Source organism: Pseudoalteromonas aurantia 208, from assembly GCF_014858725.1.
GTDB classification, from domain to species: Bacteria; Pseudomonadota; Gammaproteobacteria; order Enterobacterales; family Alteromonadaceae; genus Pseudoalteromonas; species Pseudoalteromonas aurantia.
Genome location: NZ_AQGV01000012.1, coordinates 2431059 through 2443723, shown reverse-complemented (window position 1 = coordinate 2443723; position 12665 = coordinate 2431059). Strand labels below are relative to the sequence as shown.

The 12665-nt window shown below is 40.7% G+C and carries 12 protein-coding genes; 9 read left to right on the top strand and 3 right to left on the bottom strand.

The genetic code is table 11. The annotated features are described in order from the left end of the window. The first annotated feature begins 123 nt into the window (after positions 1-123). The 7 genes from PAUR_RS14460 to PAUR_RS14430 all read left to right on the top strand — a co-directional run bounded on the left by PAUR_RS14460 (position 124) and on the right by PAUR_RS14430 (position 4958). Positions 124-801: a PspA/IM30 family protein gene (locus PAUR_RS14460; protein WP_192508379.1), complete on the top strand. Its 678-nt coding sequence runs from the start codon at positions 124-126 to the stop codon at positions 799-801. Between the two features lie 69 nt (positions 802-870). Then, a complete protein-coding gene (locus PAUR_RS14455) occupies positions 871-1086 on the top strand; it encodes a PspC domain-containing protein (protein ID WP_192508378.1) in 216 nt (71 codons plus the stop codon). A gap of 10 nt (positions 1087-1096) precedes the next feature. After that, the gene (locus PAUR_RS14450) at positions 1097-1417 is read left to right on the top strand and encodes a hypothetical protein (RefSeq protein WP_192508377.1); all 321 of its coding nucleotides are present in this window, start codon (positions 1097-1099) and stop codon (positions 1415-1417) included. Between the two features lie 88 nt (positions 1418-1505). Next, positions 1506-2030 (top strand): copper chaperone PCu(A)C, encoded by a 525-nt coding sequence (locus PAUR_RS14445; protein ID WP_192508376.1) that lies wholly within the window; start codon positions 1506-1508, stop codon positions 2028-2030. Between the two features lie 2 nt (positions 2031-2032). Continuing rightward, positions 2033-3019: a DUF2333 family protein gene (locus tag PAUR_RS14440; RefSeq protein WP_192508375.1), complete on the top strand. Its 987-nt coding sequence runs from the start codon at positions 2033-2035 to the stop codon at positions 3017-3019. A 121-nt stretch (positions 3020-3140) separates the two neighbouring features. Continuing rightward, positions 3141-3902, top strand: a complete 762-nt coding sequence (locus PAUR_RS14435) for a hypothetical protein (protein ID WP_192508374.1) — start codon at positions 3141-3143, stop codon at positions 3900-3902. Between the two features lie 294 nt (positions 3903-4196). Beyond that, positions 4197-4958: a TIGR04219 family outer membrane beta-barrel protein gene (locus PAUR_RS14430; protein WP_192508590.1), complete on the top strand. Its 762-nt coding sequence runs from the start codon at positions 4197-4199 to the stop codon at positions 4956-4958. Positions 4959-5009: 51 nt separating this feature from the next. Here PAUR_RS14430 and PAUR_RS14425 read toward each other — a convergent pair whose 3' ends face one another. Next, a complete protein-coding gene (locus PAUR_RS14425; protein WP_192508373.1) occupies positions 5010-5888 on the bottom strand; it encodes a TIGR03899 family protein in 879 nt (292 codons plus the stop codon). Beyond that, positions 5885-6394 carry an SRPBCC family protein gene (locus PAUR_RS14420; RefSeq protein ID WP_192508372.1) on the bottom strand — a complete coding sequence of 170 codons (510 nt, stop codon included), beginning with the start codon at positions 6392-6394 and terminating at the stop codon, positions 5885-5887. The genes PAUR_RS14425 and PAUR_RS14420 overlap by 4 nt, the downstream gene beginning before the upstream one ends. Before the next feature lie 208 nt (positions 6395-6602). On the opposite strand from PAUR_RS14420, the gene PAUR_RS14415 reads away from it, so the two are divergent. Both PAUR_RS14415 and PAUR_RS14410 read left to right on the top strand, forming a co-directional pair. Further along, positions 6603-8819: a bifunctional diguanylate cyclase/phosphodiesterase gene (locus PAUR_RS14415; RefSeq protein WP_192508371.1), complete on the top strand. Its 2217-nt coding sequence runs from the start codon at positions 6603-6605 to the stop codon at positions 8817-8819. Positions 8820-8961: 142 nt separating this feature from the next. After that, positions 8962-11142, top strand: a complete 2181-nt coding sequence (locus PAUR_RS14410; RefSeq protein WP_192508370.1) for a YgiQ family radical SAM protein — start codon at positions 8962-8964, stop codon at positions 11140-11142. Positions 11143-11205: 63 nt separating this feature from the next. Here PAUR_RS14410 and PAUR_RS14405 read toward each other — a convergent pair whose 3' ends face one another. Further along, a complete protein-coding gene (locus tag PAUR_RS14405; protein ID WP_192508369.1) occupies positions 11206-12531 on the bottom strand; it encodes a peptidoglycan DD-metalloendopeptidase family protein in 1326 nt (441 codons plus the stop codon). Positions 12532-12665 lie beyond the last annotated feature (134 nt).

The following is a 12665-nucleotide window of genomic DNA, read 5'->3' as shown; positions in this document are numbered from 1 at the left end:
TTTTCTTTTTTTAATGTTAACTTACTGATTTTTAGTTTCTTTTTATCTTTGGCATAAAGATTGGAATGTATTGTTTATACATTATGTCAGTATTTTATTTACGCCAATGCAAAGGAGCCGACCATGGCCTTAATTAATCGAATTGAAGATATTATTAAATCAGAAGTGTCTGCGTTTTTAGATAAAGCTGAAGATCCACAGAAAATGACATCTCACATTAAAACCGAGTTACGAGATGCCTTGGCTGAGTGTCGAGCTATGGCAGCGACCATTATTTGTGAACAAAAGGCACTCACACGGCAAATTGAAACAAAACAAAAGCAAGCTGATGATTGGCAGCAAAAAGCCGAGCACGCATTAACTAAAGCACGGGATGATTTAGCAAAAGCAGCGCTAAATCATAAACATACATTGATTGGACAGGTTGATGAACTACAGCCTCAGCAATTAAAGCTAGCTCAAGCGCTTGAACAGTTAAATGCTGATGCAGACCGCTTAATAACTAAAATTAATGCGTTAAGTCATACCGAACAACAGTTGTTGCGACGTGAGCGTGTGGTATCAGCACAAGTACGAGTGAGACAAGTGCTCGCATCAGATAATGTTGACAATGTATTGGCTAGGTTTGAGTATTTAGAGCGTAAAGTTGAGCGGATTGAATCTGAAGTAGAAAGCTATGATGTTGGTCAACAGAGTACACAAGCACAATTTGATGCGTTAGATAAAGAGGAAAAGTTGAGCAGTGAATTGGCGTTATTAAAACAGCAAATAGCGGCACGTACATCTCAGGTTAGCGCTTAATCAAAGCCCGTTTTTTTGCAAGTCAGTACATAGCAATAAAGCAACAACATCAGTTATTTTGGAGTTATTATGTATACACAATCTAAATCGAATTTTAAACAGCAGTGTTTTCGTCATATAAAAAATAAGAAGTTGGGCGGTGTGTGTGCTGGGCTTGCAGAGCGGTTTAATATGCCGCGTTGGCTGACCCGGGTTGTCGTCTTGTTTTTATTCTTAAAGTTTCCGTTATTAACCCTGATTGCCTACGGTGTTGCTTATTATACACTGCCAACAAAGAGCCATTAAGGAGGGCGCCATGAAAACTGTTTTCTTAATTCTGATTGCACTTTTTCTTTATTCAACGATTTCATGGCTAAACGCGCCACTTGCATGGCTGAGTATCTCAAATTTTATGGGTGAACTGAGCTGGGTTGGTATGGAGTTAGCGGGGTTGCTTGTTGGGGTTGTCGCGGTTATCGCTTTGTTTGCGCTGGTAAGTATCGGTGTGGTTGGCCTTGGTTTAGTGTTACTTGTTGGAGGTATACTGGCTTTATTATTTAATTCTGTGGTTATTGCGATCCCGCTATTGATGCTGGTGGGAGTCGGTTGGTTACTAAGTGAGGGGGTGTCGACATGATTTTACACGCTATCATAGGCTAATTAGCACGAAATAGCTGACTTCATGGTATGATTTGAACCGTGGCTGTTTTATTTAAGGAAAGCATATGATTGCTAAGTATATTATGTTGAGTTCGAGTTTATTTTTTACAACGTTCGCTTTTTCTAATCAAAATCATGAGCATGTATCTGCTGGTGCACAAAAGCATCATCACAGTGAGGCGTATGTATCGATTGATGATGCAAAAATACGGGCTTTTCTTCCTGCTGCAAAATCAACTGCAGCCTACTTTACTTTAGAGAATAAGAGAGATACCAAACTGACCTTGGTTAAGGCAACCATTTCAGGCCTTGGTCGCGTAGAGATCCATGAGCATGTGCACCACAATGGTATGATGAAAATGCAGCAAGTAGACAAACTTGTTATCAAAGCAAAAACGCAAGTGAAATTTCAACCTGGAGGTTATCATTTAATGGCTTTTGAGCCAAAATCAGCGTTAACGACAGGTGAAAAACGCAAATTGACATTACACTTTGCAAATGGCGAACAAGTCTTTACACAAATACACGTTGTTTCTTTAAAAGACTCATTCAAAAAAGTTAAAAACGCACACCATCATCATGAGGAGTGATCATGCAGCAACATTTAAATAAAGTAATAGCAGGCTTCATTACCCTGTTGTTCGGTGGCTATATACTTGCTATTTATTGGAGTTCTGAGCCAGCGTTGTTTGATGTTATCGCTGCAGCTGAGCAGCAATCACAGCAAGGAACACAGCAGCGAGTGGTTGGCTATGTGACGGCAAATACATTGGTTGAAGTGAGCACGACGTTGTTAGACAAGCCCGGTGGGTATTTGTCGAATGATGTGCTGCCGCCAAGTGTGTTTATGGATAATATGCCAGCATGGGAGTACGGCGCACTGGAAATGGTACGTGATTTGGCCTTGTCTATGCGCAAAGACTTTAGTCGTTCTCAGTCTCAATCTACAGAGCATTTGGCACTTAAAAAAGCCCAACCTCAGTTCAATATTAGTTCTACAGCGTGGGCTTGGCCGAGCGCTGAAGGCGAATACCGAGTAGGTATTGAGCATTTAGTGGCGTATCGCGATCAGATTGCTGATCCGAATAACCGAGACAGTCAGTTTTATGCCAGAGCCGATAATTTACGAGGGTGGTTAAAAGAGGCTGAAAAGCGTTTAGGGAGCTTAAGTCAGCGATTGAGTGCCAGTGTTGGCCAAGATAGAGTAAATACAGACTTAGCGGGGGACAGCGCAGCTCATCAAGCAACCTATGCACCGAGTAGTACCCAAGTTAAAACGTCTTGGTGGAAAATTGATGATGTATTTTACGAATCGCGTGGCGCGAGTTGGGCGTTGTTACATTTTTTAAAAGCCGTTGAACACGATTTTGCTGATGTATTGGAAAAGAAAAATGCTCGAGTGAGTTTACAGCAGATCATTCGTGAATTGGAGGCGACCCAAGAAACCGTGTGGAGCCCGATGATCTTAAATGGCAGTGGTTTCGGCTTTGTGGCGAATCATTCATTGGTGATGGCAAACTATATTTCGCGCGCGAATGCAGCACTGATAGAGTTAAGTGAGTTGTTGGCTCAGGGATAAGCTAGTTTCGCTGTGTTATTTGTTTTTTTTTAATTGTTTGTGTTAACTTTAATGGTGCGGCTGTTTGATAGCCGTATTATTAATACTTAAATGGAATAGTATTTATATAAGGAATATTACAATGAAATTCCCCCTAAATATAGGCGCGTTATGTGCCGTTTTGGCAGTATTACCCAGCGCAGCGTACACCGTAAAAAATGATAAATCTAGCTACTTTATGTCGCAAGGTAAAGAAGTGCGTTTGAGTATTGTGACTAAAAATTTTGGACGAGATATTAGCCGTATTGCCTTTGGTGTAGAGTGCACCAACGAATGCCATTCTAGCGCGTTTACTTATCAACTCATGGAAGACTACGTACGAGCCACGTTAAATGATGAGCTTTATTCTTATTATTATGTTGAGGATGATGACGCCTGTCACCCACAGTCTGAAAGTTGTATGCCGAAAGAGTTACAGGAGGGAGATCGGGCTTTTTCCCTTAGTTTGATGAAAAAAAACGGTCTAAATGGTAATCAGGCCTCAGATGAAGTGATAAGTACAACCGCTCAAGAGATAATTACGCAATTAAAAGAGCCAAGTAAGCTCCCACCATTTTTTATGATCAGTGAAATGCATAGCCTCTCTAGCGAGCAAGTCATACCGAAGCAAGTATGTCGCTTTAATGGGTTGCATTGTGAACCGAGTTCAATTTGGCAGTTTGTTTATAATGGCAATGATCAGGTAACGGTTAATTATTCTGTCGACAAATCAAGTTTACCCTCAATTGAGGACGAGTATGCTTTACAGGAGTTCTTAGCAGTAATGGGGTACCAATGTATGGCGACTTATAAAGGAAAATTACCTCACCTTAGCGGCCAAAAGGAGTGCTATTACCGGCCTTAAGCCATCGTAATGTTATGTAAAAAGGCGCGTATAGTGCCTTTTTTATGAAGGTTATGAAGTAGTGCCGTATTAAGTAGTAGCGTATTAAGTAGTACCGTGCTTGTGGTTAACTTAAAGGCGTGATATTTGGCTTTAACGCCTTACAATAAACTACAAAAAATACTCTTAATTCTCTCATATCTTCATATTTTTTCTGTATAGTTAGCGTAAGTTTGGAATAATTATGGCACGCTTCAATTCATGGCTGAAATAGCTGATATTGAACTTAGTGAACTCTTAGCGCAAGGATCAAAAATGAAAAAGTACTGTTTAGTCGCTGCTTTGTCTATGGCAAGCTTAGCACCTGTAGCACAAGCGGATACACTGCTTGGTTTATATTTAGGAGCTGAAGGTTGGCAGGCCGATAGCTCGGGCAGTTATCAGGAAAAAGGTAATGCACAAACATTTGATTTTGAAGATGAAACTTTTACAAGTTTTTATGCTGCGTTGGAACATCCGGTTCCACTGGTCCCTAATATAAAGCTCAGGTACACAGAGCTTGAGCTGAATGGCTCGGCAACGCTTACAGAAACCTTTGAGTTTAATGGCAAGAACTATACCGTTGGTACTCAGGCTAATACCATAACTGACTTAAACCATATCGATTACACTTTGTATTATGAATTGTTTGATAATGACTTAGTGTCATTTGACTTTGGTGTTAACTTTAAGCAGTTTGATGGCTCAATTAAATTGACCGGTACAGCCGACGGACAGTCAGTGACTGAAAGTAAAGACTTCTCTGGTGTGGTCCCTTTGGGCTACGCGCGGGCAGAAGTTGGACTACCAATGACTGGGCTGAGCTTATTTGCTGAAGGAAGCATGCTTGCCATTGACGATAGTAAGATCAGAGATTATCAAGTGGGTATTGCGTGGGAGTTTATTGATAATTTAGCGGTAGATGTCGCTGTACGTGCGGGATATCGTTCAATGAAACTTGAACTTGATGATGTTGATGACATTAGTACAGATATTGAATCATCAGGGCCATTCGCTGGTATTCAGCTGCATTTCTAAGCAATCTTATCTTTAAGGTATTGTGAAAAACCCTGAGTGTTCAGGGTTTTTTTATGTCCATTGACACTCAAACTCTTCACTGAATATGTGCTCTAGCTGGTTTTTATATTGCTTATTGATGGGCATGGTGATCAGTTTTTTAAGTTCATCACCAGTTTGTGTTAACTTGTAATAGCTGAGTACAAGTTCGTTGCTTTTGGGGGTTAATATGAGTTTTTTTCCTTGAAAAGACAGCGTAAATGGGGTTTCGGGCTTTAGGTTTGATGATTCTATTTCTTTTCTATAAAGTAAACCAATATCCATTAAAGTCAGAATATTAGGAAAGCTTAACCCCGCTTTACTTAAATTAATCGACTCCTTATTACCTTTTTTCAGCAAGTCAAAAAATGATGGTTTTTTGTAATAGCCAATCAAAATTAAGTAGCTGTCTTCTTTTTCTAAATAGCCGCAAAGTGGCGCACACTTTTGTAGCGCAGTGGCTTCTCTTTGCGTCATCAGTTTCAATGTTTGCAAGCTTTTTATTGAAAAAGTACCAGGCGAGACAGTTTCACCAACGAGAATTTTGGCCCACAGTTTTTGCATGGCTTGGTTCGCAATGTCCTCAGCTAATCCGATAAAGTGTTCTAACCAGTCAGGGTCGGGCCGGCCTCGGCTTGTGACATCGGGGCACAGTGCTAATGCTTGACCCATAATGGTTTCGATATTTAACTGTCTTTGAATTTTACTCAGCTGTTGACGCTTTAACGCGCGTTTCAGCGGACTTTGATTACTTTGCACAACGTAATCAATTTGCGTTTTTCCTTTAGCACTATAACTATCATCAGAGCCACTATGATTGCCCCTAAAAGGTTTTTTAATCATGGTGATCCCAAGTTTTTCTTCGATTAATAATGCCAGACTGGATTTAACTTGTGCATTTTTTACGGTCATGGGTTTGCCTGTAATTTTAACTGTGAGTTTAGGTTGTTTGTAGCTGAGATAATCATTTGTTTTAAAAAGAATTCACAGTAAAGTGCCATATACCCTCCGAGTATGCTCGAATGAATGGTTCCGTTCAAGTACCATTCAATTTTTGTACTAGACCCTGTAGGCGTAATGATGAGTTTTCCGTATCCTGTGTGCTCGTCATTAATGAGCACAGAAAACGCTATTCGGTTTGTGGTTTGCTTTACAATGGTTATTTCTAAATAGCCAATGGTATGTTCAAGTTTTATATGTGCGCCTATACCTGTACTAGGAATAGATATTTTAGGAGACGTTAACCCTGAGTAGGTATGCCAAGCCATGATTTCAGGCCAATTTTTTAGGTCTAACAACAAGTTAACATCTGAAGTGTTTTGAGTTTGAATTGTTCTGCTTTGAGTAACTTGATATTGATGTGGCAGTATTAGTCCAAAGATTATGGCTAATAGCACAACAGATAGCAGTGCTTTCACAGCAGATATGAATAGTTTAATAATTAACTCCTAGCTTTATTTATCAACTTACTTCACGCAAGTGTTTGAACATCGTCTATAATATTTCTTGGGTGTTAATAAATTCTGAACGTGGTAGTAAAAATGTACCACATTTCGTAGTATGGTAAACAAGCGATTAAGCGCAAAGCTTTAACTTTAAAGCGGTAAGTGAGTTGAAGGATAGAGAATGGCGTCTGAGCAAGATGATTTTTTGTTTTTAGATCATGATGAAGATACGCACGAACAGGTGACAACCAGTGACTTTTGGGATGTACTTGTTGTAGATGACGATCCTGAAATTCATTCAGTGACGAAATTGGCTCTCTCTGGAGTTGAATTTTGGGGCCGTGCACTTCGTTTTCATCATGCTTATTCAGGAACTGAGGCTATTGATGCTTTAGTACATAATCCTGAAATATGCATTCTGTTACTTGATGTAGTAATGGAAAGTGATGATGCGGGACTTACCGTAGTTAGACGTGTGCGCGATGAGTTACAAAATCATAATGTTCGTATTATTTTGAGAACGGGACAACCAGGATATGCGCCTGAAGAGCAAGTGATCCGTGAATACGATATTAATGACTATAAAATGAAAACAGAGCTTACTCGCAGCAAACTTGTCACTTCTTTAATGACAGCGATCCGTTCCTATCAACAAATCTGTGAGCTGGAGGCACAAAGCACAGCATTAACTCGTATTCTTGAAGCGTCTCATGCCATTTTAGGGCATAGCGATATGAAAACGTTTGGTTTAGCTGTGGTTATGCAGTTAGCTAAAATATTGGACAGTGAGCCCAATGGTATTGTCAGTGGTAATCATGGAGATGATAAACGCATTGTGGTGCTCGGTGGTACATCGGATTATCAAGCTTTTTTTGGTCAAGGGTTAGAGCAGCTAGACAATGGCAGAGTTATTATGCAGGTTCAGAACTGTTTTGACTTTGCCAAGCATCAACAAACAGAGCACGATATTACGGTGTTGCTGCAAGGAAAAAACCGCCGTGCAGCAGTCTATCTAGAGCTCGATGTTAAACCAAATGCAGCGCAGCTGCAGTTTATGGAAATCTTTCTGGCGAATGTGAGCGTTGGTTTAGATAACATAAAATTATTCAATGAGTTACGAGACGTAGCTTATAAAGATCCTTTAACAAAATTACCAAATCGAAGTAGTTTTTCTCAACAAGTTGAACGTTATTATATCGAAGATAGTACGACACCGTCGGCAGTAACGAGTGAACTGCTTTTTGTTATTATTGATATAGCGCAATTCTCAGATATTAATAATGGTTTAGGGCAAGAAGTCGGTAATCAGTTGCTATTAGCAGTGATGCAGCGGTTACAGCAAGAGTTTATCGATGCGGAGCTTATCGCAAGAATTGGTGCCGATGTTTTTGGTTTGCTACTACCTAAAAGCAGCTTTGATGAGCAACATTTTATTGAAGCGTTAATGATCCCCTATCAAGTTAACGAGCATATTTTAACGATGCATTTTCATGTAGGGATTTGCGAGCAAAGTGATTTCAGTAAACTGGGTATCGATACTTTAAAGCTTGCGTATATTGCGTTGAATCAAGCGAAACAAGGTAAAAAGTTTATCGACTGGTATTCACCAGATTTAGAAGAGAAAATGGCGTGGCGGTTAGGACTCATCCGACAATTGCGACAAGATTTCGAACAAGGCAAACTGGAAGTGTGGTATCAGCCACAATTATCTCTTGATACATTAGCGGTAATAGGGTGCGAAGCTTTGTTACGCTGGCCTTCAGGTAATGGCCGCTATATTTCACCGGCTATCTTTGTACCACTTGCAGAAGATGCCGGGTTAATTGTGGATATTGGTCAGTGGGTTTTAGAGCAAGCCTGTCAACAGCAAAAGCAGCTTGTGAGTGTTGGGCTAGATATCAGTGTTGCAGTGAACGTGTCGGTCCCACAGTTTAAAGTTGCAAATTATGCTCAAGGTGTAAAGAACACATTATTGGCACATCAAGTTGATCCAAAAAAGATAGAGTTAGAGGTTACTGAAAGTGTGGTTATGGACGAAATCGGGGTTGTTATTGACACTTTGCAAGAGCTTCAAGAGTTTGGTGTTGAAGTCGCAATTGACGATTTTGGTACTGGGTTTTCATCATTAAGCTACTTACAGAAGTTGCCTTTGGCACGATTGAAAATTGACCGTGCATTCATTAAAGATATTCCAGACAATGACAGCGGTGCAATTGCAGACCTGGTGGTTTCATTAGGGCGTCACTTAGGGCTAAAAACGATAGCTGAAGGGGTTGAGACGCAAGCTCAAGCAGACTTACTCAAACAATTAGGGTGCGATGAAGTGCAAGGCTTTATGTATGCTAAGCCAATGCCGAGCCACGAACTCATGGACTTTTTGAAAAACTATAAACCTTAACCGTAATAAAGTGACGTATCAAAAGGCGTATGTTGCTTGTTCCTATAGCGCATTTGTTTATCCTGTTCGTTGGAATATTCTATAGTATGAGCATGCAGATAATTAAGTTATAATTCGACTCTTTTTTCCTGCAGGTACCACTATGAGCGCACTCAAAGCAGAACGATCGTTATTTTCTTACCCAAAATATTGGGCTGAGTGTTATGGCGTAGCCCCATTCCTACCGACGACACGTCAAGAAATGGATGAATTAGGTTGGGATAGCTGTGATATCGTACTTGTAACGGGCGATGCTTATGTTGACCACCCTAGTTTTGGTATGGCGGTTATTGGTCGAGTATTAGAGGCTCAAGGGTTTCGGGTGGGTATTATTGCCCAGCCAGATTGGTCAAGCAAAGATGCATTTATGACCTTGGGTCAGCCAAACCTATTTTTTGGGGTAACGGCCGGTAATATGGACTCAATGATCAATCGTTATACCGCTGAAAAGCGTATGCGCCATGATGATGCTTATACACCAGGTAATGTAGGGGGAATGCGTCCCGATAGAGCTGTTGTTGTTTATAGTCAGCGTTGCAGAGAAGCATATAAAGAAGTGCCTTTGATCATTGGCGGTATTGAAGCCAGCCTTCGTCGAATAGCACATTATGATTACTGGCAGGAAAAAGTACGCAGAAGTATTATCTTTGATGCAAAAGCAGATATTCTAATTTATGGCAATGCAGAACGGCCTCTGGTTGAAGTTGCACATCGTATTGCCAAAGGGGATCCGGTAGCCTCCATTCAAAATATTCGTGGTACAGCAGTGATCCGTAAGGAGCCCTTGCCACAATGGAGAGGAAGTGACTCTACCGCGATTGATAAAGTGGGTAAAATAGACCCTATCCCAAATCCTTATGGTGCGGATGATGTGGGATGTAGTAAATCAGAGTTTGCCAAAGCAGGTGTAAATCTAGCAGAAGAAGCAGCAAAACCGATAACAGTTCAGCCACCAAGATTAAAGCCTTGGGAAAAAGTGTATGTAAAATTACCTGCTTTCGAACAAGTTAGTGTTAACAAACCTCTGTATGCACATGCATCTCGCATTTTACACCAAGAAACGAACCCCGGTTGTGCTAGAGCGTTGTTTCAACGCCACGGTAATCGATCTGTATGGGTAAACCCGCCTGCATTCCCTTTAGAAACCGAAGAAATGGATATGGTGTTTGGCCTGCCATATCAACGTATACCACATCCGAGTTATGGAGATGCGAAAATTCCAGCGTATGACATGATAAAAACATCAGTCAATATTATGCGTGGGTGCTTTGGTGGCTGTAGCTTTTGTTCTATCACCGAACATGAAGGGCGTATTATTCAAAGTCGCTCTGAAGAGTCTATTATTGAAGAAATAGAGCAGATCAGAGATAAAGTACCTGGATTTACAGGGGTGATATCTGATCTTGGCGGTCCGACGGCAAATATGTATAAATTGCGCTGTAAAAGTAAGAAAGCAGAAAGTACATGTCGCAGGTTGTCTTGCGTCTACCCTGACATATGTAAGCATATGGATACTGATCACACGCCTACAATTGATTTATATCGAAAAGCCAGAGATGTGGAAGGGATTAAAAAAATCCTCATTGCATCAGGGGTTCGTTATGATTTAGCGATTGAAGACCCAAGATATGTTAAAGAGCTCGTGAGTCATCATGTGGGGGGCTATTTGAAAATTGCGCCAGAGCATACAGAGCAAGGGCCGTTATCTAAGATGATGAAGCCTGGTATGGGAACATATGACAAGTTTAAAGCGTTATTTGACAAGTACTCAAAAGAAGCGGGCAAAAAACAATATTTGATCCCTTATTTTATTTCAGCTCACCCAGGTACCACTGATGAAGATATGGTAAATATGGCGCTGTGGTTAAAAAGTAATGATTTCAAACTTGATCAAGTACAAAATTTTTATCCATCTCCTATGGCAAATGCAACCACGATTTATCACACCGAAATGAATTCATTACGGAATATTAAAAATAATAAGGAATCAGTTGCTGTGCCTAAAGGTGCTCGGCAGCGTCGTTTACATAAAGCGATATTACGTTACCATGATGCATCAGGCTGGCCTATGATCCGTGAAGCACTGCGTAAAATGGGTAAAGCAAACTTAATTGGTAAAGGGCCTAATTGTCTCGTCCCTGAAGAAGGGCGCAATGAAAAAGCAGCCTCTAATAAAAGGGGATCTCGTCCAGCTTTAACAAGGCACAGTGGGTTCAGCCAGTTTAAGAAAGCGAATACCAAGCCAAAAGTGACAAGTAATAGACAAAGAAATAATGCAAGATAATAGGCATTATTTCCATAAAAAACCTCGCTAATGCGAGGTTTTTGATCTTTTGGTAAGTGGTACTTAATTATTCAGTGCTAATTGCAGCTCTCTATGACGCTGTAGCTGAGCCAATCGTGTTTTTGCAGCGGGTTTAAACTTAGCTAACTCATTTTTTGGTAAAGATTGAGATTTTGGTAGTTTTACTGTTTTTGGATTCTTATGTACGCCATTCACCAGAAACTCGTAGTGTAGATGCGCACCAGTAACACGGCCTGTTGCACCAACGGTCCCAATCTTTTGACCTTGCTTAACTTTTTGACCACTACGTACGTGTCGTTTATTTAAATGTAGATATTTGGTGACGTACTTACTGCCATGTTGAATGAATATGTAATTGCCATTGAGGTGATTGCGGCCTGACTTTATGACCTTACCGTCACCAGACGAGACGACAGGGGTACCTGTTCTCGCTGCATAATCAATTCCCCTATGTGCAGAACGTTTTCCTGTGACTGGGTGAAGGCGACGAGGGTTAAAGCTCGAGCTGATATACTTAAAGTTGACAGGGGCGCGTAAAAAAGCTTTTCGCATACTGCGTCCCTGTGCGGTATAAAAGTTATCATCTGTGTGGCGAATTGCGGTATAGCGCTCGCCTTGATTAATGAACTCAGCGGCGATTATTTTTCCATTGCCTATTTCTTCACCATCAACAAAGTGGGACTCGTACACGATGGAGAATTGATCACCTTTACGAATATCATTTGCAAAGTCCACATCCCAGCCGAAAATATCGGCAAAGTTCATTATTTGGCGTTCGCTTAATCCCGCAGCAATACCAGCGGTCCAAAAGCTAGATGATATAGCACCACCCGCTGACTTTTCTACCGTCTCAATTTCCTTGCTTTGTATGGCTGTATCATAACGGCCCTCAGAATTGCGAGTGACGAGCAAAGTATCTGTTTTTGATAATATGTACTTAAGCTGAGCGAGGTTGCCTTCAGGACTGGTTGCAAAGCTTAACACTTCCCCTGGGTGGATTTTTTTAAGTTTTCGTGTTTCAGCATTGGTGTTAACTAAGCTGTGCAGGGTTTTTGCTGAAAAGCCTGCCCGTTTAAATATTGTTGCTAAACTGTCACCCGATTTAACTGCGTGATCTTCAAAATCAAATATAACCTGTGACTCAGCATTTTCTGTCGTCACTGAATTTAATTCAGTTAACTGCTCTGGTGATTCACTGACTTTAATCGGCAATTCATAGCGCTTGCCAATTTCGAGTGCTTTTTTATCATGATCTTTGGATGCGGTTGCTTTTTCTGATGGGATCAGAGCAATAATAGCCATTGCCGATGCAACGCCCAGAATTAGCAGTTTGTGTTTTTTAGGGAGCTTGTGCACCACGTTAACCATAAAGCGCCTTTTCTGATGTCAAGAAATATTATAGATATTATTGCAGGATATACGCAATAAAGCGCTAATACCAGTATTTTGTGCATTTAAACTGATCTCAATATAGGCTAGAATCGACAGATAAACTGAAATTT